This is a genomic window from Micromonospora sp. NPDC023814, assembly GCF_040639595.1.
In the GTDB taxonomy this organism is placed as follows: Bacteria; Actinomycetota; Actinomycetes; order Mycobacteriales; family Micromonosporaceae; genus Micromonospora.
This window is the reverse complement of sequence record NZ_JBFAAF010000084.1, coordinates 1-18,201: the sequence shown is the minus strand read 5'-3', so window position 1 is coordinate 18,201 and position 18,201 is coordinate 1. Positions and strand designations below refer to the sequence as shown.

21 protein-coding genes and 1 pseudogene are annotated in these 18,201 nt (G+C 74.8%); 14 read left to right on the top strand and 8 right to left on the bottom strand.

Annotation, left to right across the window (positions count from 1 at the left end):
- Position 1: 1 nt before the first annotated feature.
- Positions 2-286, bottom strand: a complete 285-nt coding sequence (locus AB0G14_RS30280) for a hypothetical protein (RefSeq protein ID WP_357703253.1) — start codon at positions 284-286, stop codon at positions 2-4.
- A gap of 186 nt (positions 287-472) precedes the next feature.
- A complete protein-coding gene (locus tag AB0G14_RS30275; protein ID WP_357703251.1) occupies positions 473-1,480 on the bottom strand; it encodes a WYL domain-containing protein in 1,008 nt (335 codons plus the stop codon).
- Positions 1,481-1,524: 44 nt separating this feature from the next.
- Here AB0G14_RS30275 and AB0G14_RS30270 point away from each other — a divergent pair, with 44 nt between their 5' ends.
- Both AB0G14_RS30270 and AB0G14_RS30265 read left to right on the top strand, forming a co-directional pair.
- Positions 1,525-2,004 carry a hypothetical protein gene (locus AB0G14_RS30270; protein WP_357703249.1) on the top strand — a complete coding sequence of 160 codons (480 nt, stop codon included), beginning with the start codon at positions 1,525-1,527 and terminating at the stop codon, positions 2,002-2,004.
- Positions 2,004-2,465, top strand: a complete 462-nt coding sequence (locus AB0G14_RS30265; protein WP_357703247.1) for a hypothetical protein — start codon at positions 2,004-2,006, stop codon at positions 2,463-2,465. The genes AB0G14_RS30270 and AB0G14_RS30265 overlap by 1 nt, the downstream gene beginning before the upstream one ends.
- 16 nt (positions 2,466-2,481) lie before the next feature.
- On the opposite strand, the gene AB0G14_RS30260 is transcribed toward AB0G14_RS30265, so the two are convergent.
- Together AB0G14_RS30260 and AB0G14_RS30255 are read right to left on the bottom strand one after the other, a co-directional pair.
- Positions 2,482-3,135 (bottom strand): flavin reductase family protein, encoded by a 654-nt coding sequence (locus tag AB0G14_RS30260; RefSeq protein WP_357703245.1) that lies wholly within the window; start codon positions 3,133-3,135, stop codon positions 2,482-2,484.
- 107 nt (positions 3,136-3,242) lie between these two features.
- Positions 3,243-3,916 (bottom strand): annotated as a pseudogene (locus AB0G14_RS30255) (TetR/AcrR family transcriptional regulator); the annotation flags it as partial.
- A 113-nt stretch (positions 3,917-4,029) separates the two neighbouring features.
- Between AB0G14_RS30255 and AB0G14_RS30250 the strand changes: the two are divergent.
- The 3 genes from AB0G14_RS30250 to AB0G14_RS30240 are packed head-to-tail and all read left to right on the top strand — an operon-like array spanning position 4,030 to position 7,389.
- A complete protein-coding gene (locus AB0G14_RS30250) occupies positions 4,030-5,514 on the top strand; it encodes an NAD(P)/FAD-dependent oxidoreductase (protein WP_357703243.1) in 1,485 nt (494 codons plus the stop codon).
- Positions 5,507-6,433 (top strand): SDR family NAD(P)-dependent oxidoreductase, encoded by a 927-nt coding sequence (locus AB0G14_RS30245; protein WP_357703241.1) that lies wholly within the window; start codon positions 5,507-5,509, stop codon positions 6,431-6,433. The genes AB0G14_RS30250 and AB0G14_RS30245 overlap by 8 nt, the downstream gene beginning before the upstream one ends.
- Entirely contained in the window at positions 6,430-7,389 is a 960-nt protein-coding gene (locus AB0G14_RS30240) for an alpha/beta fold hydrolase (RefSeq protein ID WP_357703239.1), read from the top strand. The genes AB0G14_RS30245 and AB0G14_RS30240 overlap by 4 nt, the downstream gene beginning before the upstream one ends.
- 53 nt (positions 7,390-7,442) lie before the next feature.
- On the opposite strand, the gene AB0G14_RS30235 is transcribed toward AB0G14_RS30240, so the two are convergent.
- Entirely contained in the window at positions 7,443-7,604 is a 162-nt protein-coding gene (locus AB0G14_RS30235) for a hypothetical protein (RefSeq protein WP_357703237.1), read from the bottom strand.
- A 234-nt stretch (positions 7,605-7,838) separates the two neighbouring features.
- On the opposite strand from AB0G14_RS30235, the gene AB0G14_RS30230 reads away from it, so the two are divergent.
- From AB0G14_RS30230 to AB0G14_RS30215, 4 genes are all read left to right on the top strand, one after another.
- Positions 7,839-8,201, top strand: a complete 363-nt coding sequence (locus AB0G14_RS30230) for a hypothetical protein (RefSeq protein WP_357703235.1) — start codon at positions 7,839-7,841, stop codon at positions 8,199-8,201.
- Positions 8,202-8,312: 111 nt separating this feature from the next.
- Entirely contained in the window at positions 8,313-9,410 is a 1,098-nt protein-coding gene (locus tag AB0G14_RS30225) for a CapA family protein (protein WP_357703233.1), read from the top strand.
- A 157-nt stretch (positions 9,411-9,567) separates the two neighbouring features.
- Positions 9,568-10,230: a GntR family transcriptional regulator gene (locus AB0G14_RS30220; RefSeq protein ID WP_357703231.1), complete on the top strand. Its 663-nt coding sequence runs from the start codon at positions 9,568-9,570 to the stop codon at positions 10,228-10,230.
- Positions 10,227-11,531 (top strand): MFS transporter, encoded by a 1,305-nt coding sequence (locus AB0G14_RS30215; RefSeq protein ID WP_357703229.1) that lies wholly within the window; start codon positions 10,227-10,229, stop codon positions 11,529-11,531. The genes AB0G14_RS30220 and AB0G14_RS30215 overlap by 4 nt, the downstream gene beginning before the upstream one ends.
- 40 nt (positions 11,532-11,571) lie before the next feature.
- Here AB0G14_RS30215 and AB0G14_RS30210 read toward each other — a convergent pair whose 3' ends face one another.
- The gene (locus AB0G14_RS30210) at positions 11,572-11,997 is read right to left on the bottom strand and encodes a hypothetical protein (RefSeq protein ID WP_350708337.1); all 426 of its coding nucleotides are present in this window, start codon (positions 11,995-11,997) and stop codon (positions 11,572-11,574) included.
- Between the two features lie 189 nt (positions 11,998-12,186).
- Here AB0G14_RS30210 and AB0G14_RS30205 point away from each other — a divergent pair, with 189 nt between their 5' ends.
- Entirely contained in the window at positions 12,187-13,272 is a 1,086-nt protein-coding gene (locus tag AB0G14_RS30205) for an S-(hydroxymethyl)mycothiol dehydrogenase (protein WP_357703226.1), read from the top strand.
- Positions 13,272-13,901, top strand: coding sequence for an MBL fold metallo-hydrolase (locus AB0G14_RS30200; RefSeq protein WP_357703224.1), 630 nt, complete (start codon positions 13,272-13,274; stop codon positions 13,899-13,901). The genes AB0G14_RS30205 and AB0G14_RS30200 overlap by 1 nt, the downstream gene beginning before the upstream one ends.
- 94 nt (positions 13,902-13,995) lie before the next feature.
- Here the strand turns inward: AB0G14_RS30200 and AB0G14_RS30195 are convergent, their stop codons facing one another.
- Together AB0G14_RS30195 and AB0G14_RS30190 are read right to left on the bottom strand one after the other, a co-directional pair.
- On the bottom strand, positions 13,996-14,934 hold the full coding sequence (locus tag AB0G14_RS30195; RefSeq protein WP_357703222.1) for a sensor histidine kinase: 939 nt from the start codon (positions 14,932-14,934) through the stop codon (positions 13,996-13,998).
- The gene (locus AB0G14_RS30190; RefSeq protein ID WP_357703220.1) at positions 14,931-15,113 is read right to left on the bottom strand and encodes a hypothetical protein; all 183 of its coding nucleotides are present in this window, start codon (positions 15,111-15,113) and stop codon (positions 14,931-14,933) included. Before AB0G14_RS30190 ends, AB0G14_RS30195 begins: the two co-directional genes overlap by 4 nt.
- A 108-nt stretch (positions 15,114-15,221) precedes the next feature.
- Between AB0G14_RS30190 and AB0G14_RS30185 the strand changes: the two genes are divergently transcribed.
- The 3 genes from AB0G14_RS30185 to AB0G14_RS30175 all read left to right on the top strand — a co-directional run bounded on the left by AB0G14_RS30185 (position 15,222) and on the right by AB0G14_RS30175 (position 17,923).
- Positions 15,222-15,698, top strand: a complete 477-nt coding sequence (locus AB0G14_RS30185; RefSeq protein WP_357703218.1) for a VOC family protein — start codon at positions 15,222-15,224, stop codon at positions 15,696-15,698.
- Positions 15,699-15,764: 66 nt separating this feature from the next.
- Positions 15,765-16,886, top strand: coding sequence for a DUF3626 domain-containing protein (locus AB0G14_RS30180; protein ID WP_357703216.1), 1,122 nt, complete (start codon positions 15,765-15,767; stop codon positions 16,884-16,886).
- Between the two features lie 329 nt (positions 16,887-17,215).
- On the top strand, positions 17,216-17,923 hold the full coding sequence (locus AB0G14_RS30175) for a hypothetical protein (RefSeq protein WP_357703214.1): 708 nt from the start codon (positions 17,216-17,218) through the stop codon (positions 17,921-17,923).
- Positions 17,924-18,201: the final 278 nt, after the last annotated feature.

Genomic DNA, 18,201 nt, shown 5'->3' with positions numbered 1-18,201 from the left:
CTCAGCGCTCCCCGGTGCTCTCCGGCGGGGCCGACGCCTCCGGTGGTGGGGCGAGGTGCTGCGAGACCTCGGCATGGAAGGCGTCGAACTGGCCGGACGACATCATCACCCGCACCTGGGCGCCGCGCGCCTCCAACTCGGGGATCAGCTCCTCCGACGCGTACGCCGAGATGCGGTAGCGGTCCGCGCCCAGTGACGCGGCGCTCGGGTCGATCAGGTCGAGCCCCGCCATGCCGCGCAGCCCGCGCAGCACCTCGGCCGTGCCCTCGATCTGGATGAGCCCCACGGTCGCCTCCCGGCCTGCTGACGCGGCGGTCGAAGCCTTCCCCTGCCCACTCAACGACTCCACCGACCGGCAGGCAATACGCCGAGTGGTCGAAGGATCGCCGCAGGGTGTCGGATTGCCGTCGCGGCGGGGGCCTGTCGGGCTCCATGCCGCGCCGTTGTCGGGTCGCCGGACGCGGTCGGAAGGTCAGGAGAGCGGCGACGACACCTCGGGAACGGGGCGCGGGGCGTAGAGGGCGGCGAGGTCGGCGGCGGTGGCGGCGAGCCGCTCGCGCAGCGCGGCCGGGGCCAGCACCTCCACCTCCGCGCCGAGCCGCAGCAGGTCGCCGTGCGCGTGGGTGAGCGACTCGATCGGGATGACGGCCGTCACCCAGCCGGCCTCGTCGGGTGGCCCGGCGGTGGCGTCGACGGACGCCACCACCAGCTCGCTGGCGATCTCCCGGAGCCGCTCCCGGCCCCGTGCGGAGAGCCGGACCGTGGCGTCGTCGCGGTGCAGGTGGGCCCGGAACCGCACCACGTGCGCCCGCCACCAGGCGGGCAGGTCGAACCCGGCCGGCCGGGCGAACTTCTCGTCCAGCGTGGTCAGCGACAGGACCTGGTTGACGCGGTAGGTGGCCGGCTCGTCCCGGCCGCGTCGGGCGGCGACCGCGTACCACCGGCCGCCCTTGAGGACCAGCCCGTAGGGCTCCAGCACCCGGTCGACCTCCCCGGCCCAGCTGCGGTAGCGCACCGCGATCCGCCGCTGCCGCCAGACCGCCTCGGCCACCTCCGGCAGGTGCGGCGAGGCGTCGCCGTCGGCGTACCAGTTGGGGGTGTCCAGGTGGAACCGTTCCTGGATCCGCGCGGCCCGGTCGGCCAGCTCGGGCGGGAGCGCGGCGTGCAGCTTGAGCTGGAGCGCGGCCACCGCCGCCCCGTAACCCAGCTCCGCGGCGGGCCCGGGCAGGCCGGCGAGGAAGAGGCGCTCCGCCTCCTGCGCGGTCAGCCCGGTCAGCCGCGTACGCCAGCCCTCGACGAGCTGGTAACCGCCGGCGTGGCCCGCCTCGCCGTAGAGCGGGATGCCAGCCGCGTGCAGCGACTCGACGTCCCGGTAGACGGTGCGGGTGGACACCTCCAGCCGCTCGGCGAGCTGCGCCGCGGTCATCCGCCCGTGGGCCTGGAGCAGCATCAGCAGGGAGAGGAGTCGACTGGCCCGCACTCCGCTGACACTAGCTGTCAGTGAAGTGTCCGTACCGTCCCGGCATGGCATTTCGCGACAAGGAACTGCGGGTGCCGGGACCTCTCACGGTCGCCGGCCGTCAACTCAAGCGCTACCACGTCGACCAGCCGGAACGGCGGATCGAGCCGGAGGTGGAACGGGCCGCGTATGCGGTGCTGCCCCGCCTGCTGCCGGCCCGCGACGGCAACGACACCCCGTCGGCGGGCTGGGTGGTGCTGCACCGGGGCGCCGACACGGGGGCGTACCTGCTGGCGTACAGCTGGGTCTGGGACAACGTGGTCGAGGTGCGCATCGCGGCGGCCGGCCAGCCAGCCCTGGACTGCCCGGACGACGACCCCACCCGCTTCGTCGACCTGGCCCGCCCGTGGGCGGGCTGCGTCTGGGAGCTGGGCGTGCTGGAGCACGAGCGGGCCGCCTGGGCCCGGCACGTGCTGGCGCCGGAGCGCCCGGACCTCGCCGGCTGGCTCGCCGACACCCGCGCCGAGGGGCCGGTGGGCCGCTGATGGGCGAGTTCGACTTCCTCGTCGGCACCTGGGACGTCGCCAACCGGCGCCTGTACGAGCGGCACGTCGGCAGTGACGACTGGGACGAGTTCCCCGGCGTCTCCGTGGCCCGCGGCTTCTTCGGCGGCGCCGGCAGCTTCGACGAGATCACCTTCCCCACGCGGGGCTTCTCCGGCGCCACCGTGCGCATCTTCGACCCGGCGGCCGGCACCTGGTCGATCTACTGGATGAACAGTCGGCGCGGGGTGCTGGAGCTGCCGCCGGTGGTGGGCCGGTTCACCGACGGAGTCGGCACGTTCTTCGCCGACGACGTCGACGAGGGCCGGCCGATCCGGTGCCGGTTCGTCTGGTCGGGCGTCACCGCGACCTCCTGCCGCTGGGAGCAGGCGTTCTCCACCGACGGCGGGCGCACCTGGGAGACCAACTGGACGATGGACTTCACCCGGAGGCCGGGCGGCTGACCGGGCCCGGGCGGGCTCAACCGGCGGCGACGCCGAGCCGGTGGGGCATCTCCCAGCCCTCGGCGAGCCGGGACGGGTGCACGTTCTGCCCGCCGCCGAAGAACTCGCAGAACTTCATGATCAGCGGGTCCCAGCGCAGCGGGTCCACGTGGCTCGTCCCGGGGATGACCAGCTCCTCCTCGACGTACGCGCGCAGCACCTCGACCTGGAAGGCGGTGGCTCGCACGTCGGCCCCGGCGAAGGGGTGGGCCGCGATCACCCGGCACTCCAGCTGGACCGGGCACTCCGCGACCCGGGGTGCCCGGACCAGCTCCGAGGGCTGCGCGGTCAGCCCGGCCAGGGCGAACTTGTCCGGCTCGTACCGGTAGCCCTGGCGCAGCTTGTACGCCGGCACGTCCGGCCGGCCCGTGGTGAGCGCGATCCGGTCGACCGCGTCGACCATCGCCGAGGACGGCAGGTTGAGCACGCACTCGCGTTCGCGCAGCAGGTTGGCGGTGGTCCGGCCGCTGTCGCCGAGCCCGAGCATGGCGTGCTGCCCCAGCCACCACGCCGACGACATCGGCGCGAGATTCGCCGTGCCGTCCGGGTTGCGCGAGCTGACCAGGACCACCGGAGTTCCGAAGTAGAGCACCTTCAGACCGGGAATCACGTGCACACTTCCGCCTTTCATCGAGGGCGTGACGGGCGCCGCGCCTCCCGCCCCCGACTCTGCACGTTCCCGGCCGGCCGGTGCTGGCGGCGATCGGACGTCGCGCTTCGACCACCTGGGCGGAAGCCGCCCGGCGGGGTCAGGGCGGCGGGGGAGCGGTGCCGCGGTAGATCGCGGCCAGCCAGACGTCGAGCAGCACGTCGACCACGTTCCGCTCGGCCACGGCCGGCCCGTCGCCGGCGAACGTGGCGTACCAGACGCGCTCGTTCATCGAGTTGAGCGCGATGGCCAGGTCGCGGGCCGGCACGCCGTCGGGGGCCGCGCCGCGGCGGCGCTCGGCCTCGATCGCGGTCTCGATCGCCTGCACCCAGCGTTCCAGCACGCCTGCCCACAGCCGGCGCACCTCGGCGTTGGTGCCGCGTACCTGGGCGCAGGCCAGCACCACCGCCCGGTGGGCGCCGAACGTCTCGTGGAACCGGTCGATCAGCTCCCGCCAGCGCGCCCGCGGATCCTCGGCCAGCCGCTCGAGCACGTCGCCGGCCGCGGCGTCGGCCTCCTCGGTGACCCGGTCCAGCAGCGTCAGCAGCACTGCGTCCTTGGAGGGGAAGTAGAAGTAGAAGGTGGGCCGGGAGATGCCCGCGCCCCGCGCCAGGTCGTCGACGGAGACGTCGGCGACGGCCCGCTGCCGCAGCAGCCGCTCGGCGGTGGCCAGGATGGCCGACTCGCGTTCGTCGCCGGCCGACCGCGCCGCGCGGCGTCCGCGCGTGGTGGCGCTCCCGGCGGCCGTACGGGCGGGCGTCATGGCCGCCGACTCTACACCGGATCGACGCGGTGTCGACGGGACTCGACAGGGTGTTGACTGGCGTCGACGGCCGTGGATAGTGTCCGGTGTCATCCGCGGACGGGGGAGGCGAGATGGCCACCGACCACGTCGACGTGCTCGTCGTCGGCGCCGGCCTGTCCGGCGTCGGCGCCGCCTGCCACCTGCGCCGCCACTGTCCGGAGAAGACGTACGCAGTGCTGGAGGCCCGCGACGCGATCGGCGGCACCTGGGACCTGTTCCGCTACCCCGGCGTCCGCTCCGACTCCGACATGTTCACCCTCGGCTATTCGTTCAAGCCGTGGACGGACCCGAAGGCGATCGCCGACGGCGATGCCATCCGCGACTATGTCCGCCGGACCGCCCAGGAGTACGGCGTCACCGACCACATCCGCTTCCGGCACCGTGTCGTGCGCGCCGAGTGGGACAGCGGGCGGGCCCGCTGGACGGTGCACGCCCACCGCGACGACACCGCCGAGACGGTCGAGCTGACCTGCTCGTTCCTGTTCACCTGCTCGGGCTACTACCGCTACGACGCCGGCTACGCCCCGCAGTTTCCCGGCACGGAGCGGTACGCGGGGCGGATCGTGCACCCGCAGCACTGGCCCGAGGACCTCGACCACGCCGGCAAGCGGGTGGTGGTGATCGGCAGCGGCGCCACGGCGGTGACCCTGGTGCCCGCGATGGCCGAGCGCGCCGCCCACGTGACCATGCTCCAGCGCTCACCCACGTACGTCGTGGCGCTGCCCTCGCGCGACGTCGTCGCCGACGCGCTGCGGCGCTGGCTGCCGGCGAAGGCCGCGTATCCGGTGGTGCGCTGGAAGAACGTCCTGCTCGCCACCGCCAACTTCCAGCTCAGCCGGCGCGCCCCTGTCCTGGTGAAGAAGCTGCTGCTGCGCGCCGCCCGGAGCCGGCTGCCGGCCGGCTACGACGTCGACCGGCACTTCTCGCCCCGCTACGACCCCTGGGACCAGCGGCTGTGCGTGGTACCCGACGGCGACCTGTTCACCGCGGTGAGGAGGGGCCGGGCTTCGGTGGTCACCGACACCGTCGACACCTTCACCGAGCGGGGCGTCCGGCTCTCCTCCGGCGAGGAGCTGGCGGCCGACGTCGTGGTCACCGCCACCGGGCTCAACCTGCTCGCCCTCGGCGGCATGACCCTGGCCGTGGACGGCGCCGAGGTCGACCTGGCGGGCACCGTCGCCTACAAGGGCATGATGCTCTCCGGGGTGCCGAACTTCGCGATGACCATCGGCTACACCAACGCCTCGTGGACGCTCAAGGCCGACCTGGTGGCCACCTACGTCTGCCGGCTGCTGCGGCACCTGGACCGCACCGGCCACCAGGTCGTCACCCCGCTGCCGCCCCCCGACGGCGAGTTGCGGCCGATAATCGACCTGACGGCCGGGTACGTGCTGCGCAGCGTCGACGCCCTGCCGAAGCAGGGCGACCGGGCGCCGTGGCGGCTGTACCAGAACTACCCCCGGGACGTGCTGCTGATGCGGCACGGCCGACTCACCGACTCCGGCGTGCGGTTTGCCCCCGCCGGCACACCGGAAAGGAGGACCGTCCGTGCGTAGGTTCGTCTTCACGGGCGGCACGGCAGCCGTCACGGGCGCCGCCAGCGGGATCGGCGAGGCCCTCGCCCACGGGCTGGCCCGCCGGGGCAGCGACCTGGTGCTGCTCGACCGCGACGCCGGGCGGCTCGACGCCGTGGTCGCGGCCGTCCGCGCCGCGCACCCCGACCGGCAGCTCACCACCTACCTGGTCGACCTGGCGGACGCCGCCGCGACGGCGCGGGTGGTTGAGGAGGTCCGGCAGCGGCATCCGGCGATCCGGCTGCTGGTCAACAACGCCGGGGTGGCGCTGGGCGGCCGGTTCGACCAGGTGACACTCGACGAGTTCAGCTGGGTCGTCGACGTCAACTTCCGGGCTGTGGTGCAGCTGACCCACGCCCTGCTGCCCACGCTGCGGGCGGAGTCCGGCGCGCACCTGGTCAACGTCTCCAGCATCTTCGGGGTCATCGCCCCGGCCGGGCAGGCCGCCTACTCGGCCAGCAAGTTCGCCGTCCGCGGCTTCACCGAGGCGCTGCGCCACGAGCTGGCCGACGACGGGATCGGGGTGACCTCCGTGCACCCGGGCGGCATCCGCACCCGGATCGCGCAGAACGCCCGGGTGGGCAGCGGCGTCTCCGCCGAGGAGTTCGAGACGGGCCGCCGGCAGTTCGAGCGGCTGCTCACCATCGACCCCGCCAAGGCCGCCGAGGTGATCCTGCGCGGGGTGGAACGCCGCCGGGGCCGGGTGCTGATCGGCTGGTCGGCGAAGCTGCCCGACCTGCTGGCCCGGGTGGCGCCGGCGTCGTACCACCGGGTCCTGGCGTTCGGGCTCGACCGGCTGGCGGGCGGTCCCGCACGCCGCGGCACGGCCACGCCGTCCGCCCCGCCGCAACGGCGACCCGAGGTGGCCCCCGCGGCCGACCCGGCCGGGGAGCCGGCATGACCGCCCCGGCCGCGCGCCGGCCCCGGCACGTCACCGTCGACGGCCGGCGGGTGTGCCACCGCGTCGACGGCGACGGGCCCCCGGTGGTGCTGCTGCACGGCATCGGCCGCACCCTGCGCGACTTCACCGAGCTGCACGAGCTGCTCGCCGACCGGTTCCGGGTGCACAGCGTCGACCTGCCCGGCTACGGCGGCTCGCTGCCGATGGCCCAGCCCTGCACCCTGCCGGCGCTCGCCGGGTTCGTCGGCCGCTACCTCGACGCCGTCGGCGTCGACCGGCCCGCGCACGTGGTCGGCAACTCCCTGGGCGGTGCGATCGCCATGCGACTCGCGGCGTCCGAGCCGGCCCGGGTGGCCAGCCTGGCGCTGGTCAACAGCGCCGGCTTCGGCCGGGAGGTGACCATCGCGCTGCGCCTGCTCGCGCTGCGCCCGCTGGGCCGGCTGCTGCTGCGGCCCAGCCGGTGGGCCGCCCGCCGCGCCGAGCTGTCCCTGTTCCACGACCCGGCCTTCGCCACCGCCGAACGCGTCGCGTACGCCCTGGAGGTCGCCCGGCTGCCGTACGCGGCCCGGGTGATGCTGGAGACCGCCCACCATCTCGGCACGTTCCGGGGCGTGAGCGCGCAGTGGCGGGAGGAGCTGCTGTCGGAGGTGGAGCGGCTGGACATCCCCACCTTCGTCGTCTGGGGCGACCGGGACCTGATCCTCCCGGCGTCGCACCTCGACGCCGCCCGGGCGCGGCTGCCCAGAGCCCGCACCCACCTGTTCCGCAACTGCGGGCACATGCCGCAGATCGAGTGCGCCGAGGAGTTCCACCGCCTGCTCGTAGACTTCTGGTCCACGGCGGGAGCGGACGCCGCCCCGGCGTCCGCCGGCGCCGCCCCGCCCGACGACGCTGCTCCGTCCGGCCACGGCGCGCCGCCCGCCGTGGATCGACCGGTGGTCGCGGAGGCAGGCTGACGTCCGGCCCGGCACGGGGGGCCGGACACGCCCCGTCCGTCCCGGGCGGGGCGTCAGGGTGGCCCCGGCGCCGGCTCGCCCCGGCCCGTCCGGATCGCCCGCCGCCGGTCCACCACCGTCACCGCCACCACGAAGCAGAGGTCGAAGAACAGCTCCAGCGGCGTCGTCGCCCGATGCTCCTCGTCGGGGCGGCGCGCCACGTCGGGCGGTACCACGGCCGCAGCCCTCGCGTCGTGGCCACCGGCCTCTCCTCGCGCCGCTCGCGGACCCGCCCCCACCATAGGCACGCCGGCGGTCCGTCCGGGTCGGTTCGTCCCGGCCGACGCCCACCCCGGGCCGTGGCCCCCGCCCCACCCGCGGCGCCGGCAAGAACCGGTGCGGCGGTGGTCCGGCTTCACAGGTCTGCGAGGGGTCCTTCCTGGCGGCTGAGGGCCAGGAGCAGTTGCCGTGTGCGTCGCAGTTCCTCGGGGTCGGTGCGCGCCGGCGCAGCCTCGGCGATCTCGGAGATGTCCTACGAGCTGGGCGTAGCACTGGGCATCGCCCTGCTCGGCACCGTGCACACCGTGCTGTACCGCGCCGGCCTGCCCGACCTGTCCGCGCTCGGAGACGCCACCCGCGAGGCCGTCACCGAGTCGCTGGCCGCAGGAACTCCGGCGCTGGCCGGAACCGGCGAGCAGGGCACGCTGATCCTGGCCGCCGCCCGCGACGCCTTCACCCACGGCATGCAGATCACCTCGCTCGTCGCCGCGGCCCTGCTCCTCCTGGCCGCCCTGACCGCGTGGAAAGTCATCCCCTCCGACCGGCGCTCCTGATTCCCGCGATACCGGCTGTCCGGGCACGGGTAGGAGACGGGTCGCCGCCGACCACGGGCCGGGTGTAGGTGAGCGGTGGGCCCGGCGGGGAAAGCGGGTGGGATGTCCGACGTGACCCTCTTTCTCGGCGGCGACGTGATGACCGGCCGGGGCGTGGACGCGATCCTGCCCGCACCGGGTCCGCCCGAACTGCGCGAACCCGCCGTCCGGGACGCCCGCGACTACGTGGCCCTGGCCGAGGCGGCCGCCGGCCCGGTCCCGCGCCCGGCGCCGCCGGCCTGGCCGTGGGGCGAGGCGCTCGACCTGCTGGACGCGCTGCGGCCGGACGTGCGGGTGGTCAACCTGGAGACGGCGGTGACGGGCCGGGGCTCGCACGCCCCGGCCAAGGCGATCCACTACCGGATGCACCCGGCGAACCTGCCCTGCCTGACCGCGGCCCGGCTGGACGTCTGCGCGCTGGCCAACAACCACACCCTCGACTTCGGCGAGGTCGGCCTCACCGACACCCTCGACGCGCTGGCCGGCGCCGGCATCGCCACCGCCGGCGCCGGCCGGGACGAGGCGTCGGCCTGGGCGCCCGCCCGGATGCCACTCGCGGCGGGCCGCCGCCTGCTGGTCTGGTCGGTGGCCGCCCCGTCCAGCGGCGTGCCCCCGCCCTGGGCGGCCACCGCCGACGCGCCCGGGGTGGCGTACCTGCCGGAGGTCTCCGCCGCGTCGGCCGACGCGCTGGCCGGCCGGATCGTCGCCGTGGCGGGGCCGGGGGACCGGGTGCTGGTCTCCGTGCACTGGGGCTCCAACTGGGGGTACGACGTGCCGCCCGAGCACGTCGACTTCGCCCACCGGCTGGTCGACGCGGGGGTGGACGTGGTGCACGGCCACTCGTCGCACCACCCGCGCCCGGTCGAGGTGTACCGCGACCGGCTGGTCCTCTACGGCTGCGGCGACATGGTCGACGACTACGAGGGGATCGGCGGGCAGGAGGCGTACCGGCCGGAGCTGCGGCTGCTCTGGCTGCCCACTCTCGACGCGGCGACCGGGGCGCTGCGTCGGCTGCGGGTGGCCCCGGTGCGGATGCGCCGGATGCGGCTGGAGCGGGCCGCGCCCGGGGGCTCCCGCTGGCTCGCGGACCTGCTGGGCGGCTTCGGCCCGCCGTTCGCCTCCGGGTTCGACGTGGACCCCGACGGGCTGCTGACCCTCCACCCGCGCTGACGACCCGCCCGACGGGGAGGCGCGCCGACCGCCCGGCCTGGCCGTTTCCCCGCGTCGACGGTCGCCGTCCTGGCCGTGGCCCGCGCCGACCGTGGCGTGTGCCACCCGGAGGACGGGGCGATCGGTCGCGTCGACGCCAGGGGCGCATCATAGATACATGACGCATCCCTCCCCGTCCCGCCGGGTCGCCGCGCCGTCGGCCGCCGAACGCGCCTACCGCCACCTCAAGCGGGCGATCCTGGAGCAGATCCACCCGGGCGGTTCGCTGGTCAGCGAGGGGGAGATCGCCGAGGCCGCCGGCGTGTCCCGCACGCCGGTCCGGGAGGCGCTGCTGCGCCTGGAGGCCGAGGGGCTGGTCAAGCTCTACCCCAAGCGGGGCGCGCTGATCCGTCCGGTCTCGGCCCGGGAGATCACCGACGTGATCGAGGCGCGGCGACTGGTCGAGCTGCACGCCGCCGAGCGGATCTGGCCCCGCCGGGCGGCGCTGCGGGAGGGGCTCGCCGCCCGGCTGGCCGAGATGCGCGCCGCGCACGCCGCCGGCGACGTGACCGCGCTGATGGAGGCCGACCGTGCCTTCCACGCCATCGTGGTCGACGCGGCCGGCAACGAGATCCTCGCCGAGCTGTACCAGCGGCTGCGCGACCGGCAGCTGCGGATGGGGGAGGCCAGCTTCCGGCTCTCGCCCGGCTGGGCCGAGACGGCGCTGGCCGAGCACGCCGCCCAGCTCGCCGCGCTCGACTCCGACGACCCCGGGCCCTGGCTCGCCGCCGTCGCCGCGCACATCGACAAGGCCGCGGACGTGCTGCGGACGCTGCCGTGACCGTCCTGACCACCCCGGCGTCCGCGCCGGTCGCGCCGCGCCGTGCCGCCGCGCTGGTCTGGGGCGTGGCGGTGAGCGCGTACGTGGCCGCGGTGTTCCACCGCAGCTCGCTGGGCGTCACCGGGGTCGACGCGGCACACCGCTTCGAGATCAACTCCTCGGTGCTGGCCACCTTCTCCGTCGCCCAGCTCGCCGTGTACGCGCTGATGCAGGTGCCGGTCGGCGTGCTGCTCGACCGGTTCGGTTCCCGGCGGCTGCTCATCGCCGGCGGCGCACTGATGGTCGCCGGCCAGGCCTGCTTCGCCCTCGCCACCGACGTGCGCCTCGCCGTGGCTGCCCGCGTCCTGGTCGGGCTCGGCGACGCGATGACCTTCATCAGCGTGCTGCGGATCGTGGCGTTCTGGTTCCCGGGGCGACGCAACCCGATGATGACCCAGCTCACCGGGACGCTCGGGCAGCTCGGGGCGATCCTCGGCGCCGTACCGCTGGTGGCGCTGCTGCACCGGGCCGGCTGGACTCCCGCCTTCCTCGCCGTCGCGGCGGTGGGCGCGACGGTGCTCCTGATGATCGTGGTTGCCGTCCGGGACACCCCGCACGGGGAGACCACCCCCGGCCCGGCACCCGACCTCGCCGCCGTGCGCCGGAAACTGCGGGCCGCCTGGGCCGAGCCGGGCACCCGGCTGGGTCTCTGGACGCACTTCGTCACGCAGTTCTCCGGCTCCGTGTTCGCCCTGCTCTGGGGATACCCGTTCCTGGTGCAGGGGCAGGGGCTCAGCCCGACGGCCGCCGCGTCGCTGCTCACCCTGATGACCGTTGCCATGTTCCTGACCGGGCCGGTGATCGCGCACCTGTGCGCCCGGCATCCGTTCCACCGGTCGGTGCTGGTCTTCGTGATCACCGGCGCCACCGCCGCGGTCTGGGCCGTCGTGCTGGCCTGGCCGGGACGCGCGCCGGGCTGGCTGCTGGTCACGCTGGTGCTGGTCCTGGCGGTCAACGGCCCGGGCTCCATGATCGGCTTCGACTACGCGCGTACCGCCAACCCGGTCAACCGGATCGGCAGCGCCAGCGGCGTGGTCAACGTCGGGGGCTTCCTCGCCTCCATCGTGCTGGTGCTGGCCGTCGGCGTGGTGCTCGACCTGGCCACGCCGGCCGGCCGGGCCGCCCCGGACCTGGCCGCCTTCCGCTGGGCCTTCGCCGTGCAGTACGCCCTCTGGGCGCTCGGCGCGGTGCAGGTCCTGCGCTACCGCAACGCCGCCCGTCGGGAGGCCGCCGCGCGGGCGCGTACCCCGGCCACGCCCTGAGCCCGGCGCGGCCGGGCCCGGCGCCGGGCCCCGGCCCGCCTCACCGTCGGCGGAGCCGGCGGCGGAGGGTCAGGTCGTCGAGCACCAGGGTCAGGCCGGCCCCGAGCAGCCAGACGTCCTTGGCCAGGCCGATGCCCTGCTGGGTGGGCTTCAGGCTGCCGGGCTCGCGCATCCCCGGCGTCTTGAGGTAGAGCTGCACCAGACCCGCGCCGAACGCGGCCAGCCCCAGCCCCGCGAGCGCCGACGGGACGAACGGCGCGAGCAGCGCCGCGCCCAGGGCGACCTCGGCCCGGGAGAGCAGCCGGGCGAATCGGTTCGGATCGAGCTGCCCGAGCTGCGGGATCGCGCCGACGGCCATCCCGTGCATGCCCTGCGCCGCCTCCCCTTCCAGGCTCCGCTTGCCGAGGCCGGAGTTGAGGATGAACGCTCCGGTGCTGACCCGCAGCGGCAGATGACTGACCTTCATGGCGCACTCCCGTCCCACCGTCGAACCGTGCCCCCGCCTACCCCGGCCACGAGGTGATAACCGCCCGACCTGGCGTTGGGACGACGGATGATCAGCGGTAACGTCGCCGAGGGGACGTCACCCCACGGTGCCGCCGCAGCGCACCCTGGATGACGGCGGCGGCGCGCCGGCGTGGAGCAGGAGGAAATCGTGAGCCAACAGGTCAGGGGAGTCATCTCCCGCAGCAAGGGCGCGCCGGTCGAGGTGACGACGATCGTGGTGCCGGACCCGGGGCCCGGCGAGGCGGTCGTGCGGATCCTGTCCTGCGGGGTCTGCCACACCGACCTGCACTACCGCGAGGGCGGCATCAACGACGACTACCCGTTCCTGCTCGGGCACGAGGCCGCCGGCATCGTCGAGGAGGTCGGGGCCGGCGTCGACAGCGTCGCGCCCGGCGACTTCGTGGTGCTCAACTGGCGGGCCGTCTGCGGCGTGTGCCGCGCCTGCCGCCGGGGCCGCCCCTGGTACTGCTTCGCCACCCACAACGCGTCCCAGAAGATGACCCTCACCGACGGCACCGAACTCGCCCCGGCGCTCGGCATCGGCGCCTTCGCCGAGAAGACGCTGGTCCACGCCGGCCAGTGCACGAAGGTGGACCCGGCCGCCCGGCCCGCCGCCGTCGGGCTGCTCGGCTGCGGCGTGATGGCCGGTCTCGGCGCCGCCATGAACACCGGCGGGGTCACCCGGGGCGACTCGGTGGCCGTGATCGGCTGCGGCGGCGTCGGGGACGCGGCGGTCGCCGGCGCGGCGCTGGCCGGCGCGACGACGATCATCGCGGTGGACACCGACCCCCGCAAGCTCGACTGGGCCCGCAAGTTCGGCGCCACGCACACCGTGAACGCCCGCGAGGACGACGCGGTCGAGGCGATCCGCGCCGCGACCGGCGGCTTCGGCGCCGACGTGGTGATCGACGCGGTGGGCCGCCCGGAGACCTGGAAGCAGGCCTTCTACGCCCGCGACCTGGCCGGTACGGTCGTGCTGGTGGGCGTGCCGACGCCGGAGATGACCGTCGACGTGCCGCTGCTGGACGTGTTCGGCCGCGGCGGCTCGCTGAAGTCGAGCTGGTACGGCGACTGCCTGCCCAGCCGGGACTTCCCGATGCTCACCGAGCTCTACCTGCAGGGCCGCCTCGACCTGGACGCGTTCGTCACCGAGGAGATCGCGCTGGACGGGGTCGAGGAGGCGTTCGCCCGGATGCACCGCGGCGACGTGCTCCGTTCGGTGGTGGTCCTCTGATGGCGGCCCGCGTCGACCACGCCGTCACCTCCGGCACCTTCTCCCTCGACGGCCAGACCTTCGACGTGGACAACAACGTCTGGATCGTCGGCGACGACACCGAGTGCGTCGTCGTCGACGCCCCGCACGACGTCGACGCGATCCTGGCCGCCGTCGGCGACCGGCGGGTACGCGCCGTCCTCGCCACCCACGCCCACGACGACCACGTCCGGGTGGCCCCGGCGCTGGCCCGGGCCACCGGCGCGCCGGTGCTGCTGCACCCCGCCGACCGGGTGCTGTGGGACATGGTGCACCCGGACGAGGTGCCGGGCGGGGAGCTGCGCGACGGGCAGACCGTCGAGGTGGCCGGGGTCGCGCTGACCGTCCTGCACACTCCCGGCCACAGCCCCGGCGCGTGCAGCTTCCACGCCCCGGCGCTCGGCGTGGTGTTCACCGGCGACACGCTCTTCGCCGGCGGGCCCGGCGCCACGGGGCGCTCGTACAGCGACTTCGGCACGATTGTCGCCTCGATCCGGGACCGGCTGCTCACCCTGCCGCCGGAGACGGTGGTGCACACCGGGCACGGCGACAGCACCACCGTCGGCGCGGAGGCCCCGCACCTGGACGAGTGGCTGGCCCGAGGGCACTGACCGCGCGGGCCGGCGGGCCGGCCACGGTCGGACCGCCGGCCCGGTCCGGGCGACGCTCCTCCCCGGGCGGCCGGGGGAGGAGCGTCGGCGTCGGTCAGAGCGGGCGGCGGATGTGCAGGCGGACCGTCGTGCCGACGGCGGTGCTGTACACCCGGACCAGGTCGCAGAGCGCCTGCACGATCACCAGGCCCCGCCCGCCGACGCCGTCCTTCGCCGGAGTCAACCGGCCGGCCAGCGGGTCGGTCAGCCAGCCGTCGTCGTGGATCTCGCAGACCAGGTGCTCAGCGGTCCGCCAGACCCGCAGCACGCCCGCGCCCCCGGCGTGCGCGATGCTGTTCGTGGCCAGCTCGGTCACCGCGATCTGCAGGTCGGCCACCCGGTCCTCGTCCAGCCCGGCGGCCTGGCCGTGGCCGGCGACGAACGCGCGCACGGCGGGCAGGCTGTCGACCTGGTAGGCCAGTGCCGCGACCGGTTCCGCCGGTGCCGGCAGCGGGGTGTTGTAGCGGGCGACCACCTCCGACGGGGCGTACGCCCCGCTCGACCGCCGCCCCGCGTCGTCGACGAGCACCGGGTGCGTGGCGCACGCGTCGGTCAGCACGTCGTCGTCGAGGCCCGCCACGTCGTACGGGCAGAGGATGGTGGCGTCGCGGCCGGCGAACGCCATGTTTATCAGCGCCTCGTGCTGGGCGCAGGCCGGATACTCGGTGTCGCTGCGTCCGGCCCAGATCGGCTCGCCGATGATCCGTACCCGCCGGCCGGCGTGCTCGTCGATGAACGCCTGCAAGACCCACGGGATGATCCGCCCCGGGTTCCGGCCGGCCACGCTCATGTCCGCCCAGCGCACGCCGTCCATCGCGCCGACCGCGGCGCGGACCAGCCACAGGTTGGCACCGGGCATCGCGACCAGCACCGGTTCTGCGGCGGCCAACCCGCTGGTGATGAACGGCACCGTGCCCGCCAACAGTTCGTCCGGGTCGCGGTAGAAGAGGCCCTCGTGCACGAAGGTGCCCGCTGTGCCGCCCGGCCCGGTCATGCCGCCCGTCCCACGGGGGACGAGCCCGACGTGTCCAGGGAGTCGGCGGCGGCCCGACGGTGGCGGAGACCAGGGGCGACGAAACGGCCGACGGCGGCGAGCGCGTAGGTCTCGTCGTCGTCGGCCCCGCAGACGTGGTCCCCCAGGGCGGCCTGGTCGACCACCGCACCAACAGTCAATTCCCTGCCTTCCGGTCGGCGCTCCCACTGTAATCCCCGGTTTCGGTACCGGCCCAGCGGGTGAACCGTAGGTGCCCGGCGCACCGTGACCGACTAGGCTCTGCCGGCATGACGACGGAGGACGCCGGCCACCCACCTGCCGTACGCCAGCTTCGTCTGGTCGTGGAGGCCGAGGACTACGAGGCGGCGGTCGTCTTCTTCCGTGACGCGCTGGGCCTGTCCGAGCAGGCCGCCTTCACGGGGGAGGGCGACGCGCGGGTGGTGATCCTCGACGCCGGCCGGGCGACGCTGGAGATCGCCAACCCGGCGCAGAAGCGGATGATCGACGAGGTCGAGGTCGGGCGGCAGGTCGCCCCGAAGATCAGGGTGGCGTTCGAGGTGGACGACAGCCGGTCCGCCACCCGCCGCCTGGTCTCCGCCGGCGCCACCGAGATCGCCCCGCCGACCGTGACCCCGTGGCAGTCGCTCAACGCGCGCCTCGACGCCCCGGCCGGCCTGCAGATCACGCTCTTCCAGGAACTGCTCGGCGCGGACGAGCGGGCGACCCTCGACGGCTTCGGCACCGACCGGGCGCGCGAGGAGTAACCGCTGCTCCGGCCGGCACCGAAAACCGGGTGCGTCCCGGCCCGCGCGCGGGAAGTATTCGCAGCCGTGCACCCCACCGCCGGTCCGGCCGCCGTCGACGCGGCACTCACCCCCGCCCAGCGCGCGGCGATCGGGCACGTCCGCGCGGCGGCGTTGCGTGACCGCCCCGCCGCCCTGGCCGCCATCGCCCGCGCGCTCGCGGGCTCGGGCGTGACCCACCGGCCGGAGCGGCTGATCGCCGCGGTCGGCCGGCACGGCCGCCTCACCCTCAACTTCCACCCGGACCGGCTGCGCGCCGACGGGCGTACGGTCGCGTCGGCGCTCGCTACCGAGGGCATATACCGCAGCCAGTTCGAGACCGGCATCTCCAACGGCGGGCTGACCGCCTTCCCCGGGGGCGACCGGGACCGCTGGGAGGAGACGCTCTTCGGCGGCGCCTACCAGGTGCCCGGCGTGCCCCCGACGGACCGGCCGAAGTACGGCGGCCTGAACCTGCTCGACCACCCGGACGGTGCCAGCCCCCGGTTCGGCTCCTGCCACCTGCGGCTGCGCCCCGAGGTGCTGGCCCGGGCGACGTTCTGCTTCGGCGACAGTCACCTGGGCCCCCGCGACCTGGGCACCGTCGACGTCTTCGAGCCGGTGCTGGCGGCCCTGCTCGCGGCTACCGACGGCACCGGGGTCAGCCTGGGCGTGCCGGGGGACGTGGTGGCCCTGGTCCGGGCGCTGCTGCGCCGCCGCGAGGAGGCCGCGTGGGCCCCCGGCGCCGCGGGTCGCGCCCTCGACGACTACATCGAGGCCCAGATCCACGGGGAGTTGAGCCTGGCCCGGGACGTGGAGGCGGTGGTCGTGGACCCGTCCTTCCGGGGCACCGAGGCCGGCGAGACCCTCGACGCGCTGGCCCGTCGGCACGGCGTCGCCCTGCACTGGCACGCCGGCTTCGCGCTTCCCGTCGACCGGATCGACCCCGACTTCCGGGGGCCGGCCATCCCCTCGCTGGCCGCCCGGGTGCATGCCGAGTTCGCCCGGCCGGGCGAGCAGGTCGACGCCGCCCTGATCGGGCGCGCGGCGGTCTCCGTGGTCACCGAACCGTCCCGCTGGGCCGACCGGGGGCCGGCCGAGGTCACCCTCCAGCACCTCAAGCAGCTCTGGCACGTCCTCGTCCGGTTCGGCGCGCCCCACGCCGCCTGAGCCGGTCCGGTCCGGCACCGGGCGAACCCTCACCGGTCCGGCCTCGCGGTGGCCGAGTCCCGGCCGTCCCGGCCCGGACTCGGCCGGCCTGGGTCGATCGTCCGGTTCATCCTTCCCGGCACCGACTTCCGGGGAATGTGATCGCCCGTCCCGCGTGCCGGGTGACGGGGACCGCAGCAGGCCACCGCCGGCTCATATCCGGAATGCCCGACAGGCCAGGCTGGTTGTGTCCCCCGTACCGCCGGAACCGAAACCTCCTCCGGCGCGGAAGTTTCCCCCCGAGGAGCGCTCAGCACGGAGCGCTTCGCCTGACCGAAAGGGCAACCATCGTGAAGTACGACTTCACTCGGTGGCTCCCGGCCATCGCGAAGGACTCGAAGGACTCGAACCGCAAGATCGCGCTGAGCGTCGTGGGTGTCGCCGCCCTCGGCGGCCTGGCCTTCGGGCCGACGGCCGTGGCCGCCCCTGTCACCAGCACGCCGCACGAGGGCGCCGTGGCCGCGATCGAGCAGGCCACCGGCCAGGGCAAGCCGGCCCCCAGCGAGGAGTCGGCCCTGACCACCGGCGGCCAGACGGCCAAGCCGGTCGCCGACAAGCCCGCCCGGGACGAGCTGATCCCGCACGGCGTGCAGGGTGCCCAGTCGCGCATCCCGCTCGACGACGCGCAGCTCGCCAACGCCAAGGCCATCATCGAGGAGGCCAAGGAGACCGGCGTGGGTGAGCGGGGCGCGGTCATCGGCATCGCGACGTCGCTCCAGGAGTCGAAGCTCTACAACCTCGGCCACCTGGGCGCGTACAACGACCACGACTCGCAGGGCCTGTTCCAGCAGCGCCCGTCGTCGGGTTGGGGTTCGCCCGACCAGATCACCGACCCCGAGTACGCCTCGCGGGCGTTCTTCGAGGCGCTCAAGAACGTCGGCGGTTGGCAGGACCTGCCGCTGACCTCCGCCGCACAGACGGTGCAGGTCTCGGCCTTCCCGTTCGCGTACGCGCAGTGGGAGGAGCAGGCGGCGGACATCGTCGCCCAGCTCTGGTGACGACCGCGTGACAACCGCATGACCCGACCGGCCGGTCCCGATGTCAGGGGCCGGCCGGTCGGTTGCGTCTTGCGGGTCTCTTCCGGCGCTGTGCATCCCCCTGCCTGTCGGGTGGGGTGTGTTGCGGTGCCTGGTGGTAGGGGTGTGGCCCGCCGTGCCCGGCTCCGGGCGGTCAGGCTTGATAGCCCCGACCCCTGCGTCGGCATGCTCATGCCGCCGCCTCCCTTCGGATGACTCGTGGGCTCACGGACGGGTGGTCCCGCTCGACGGCACGCCCG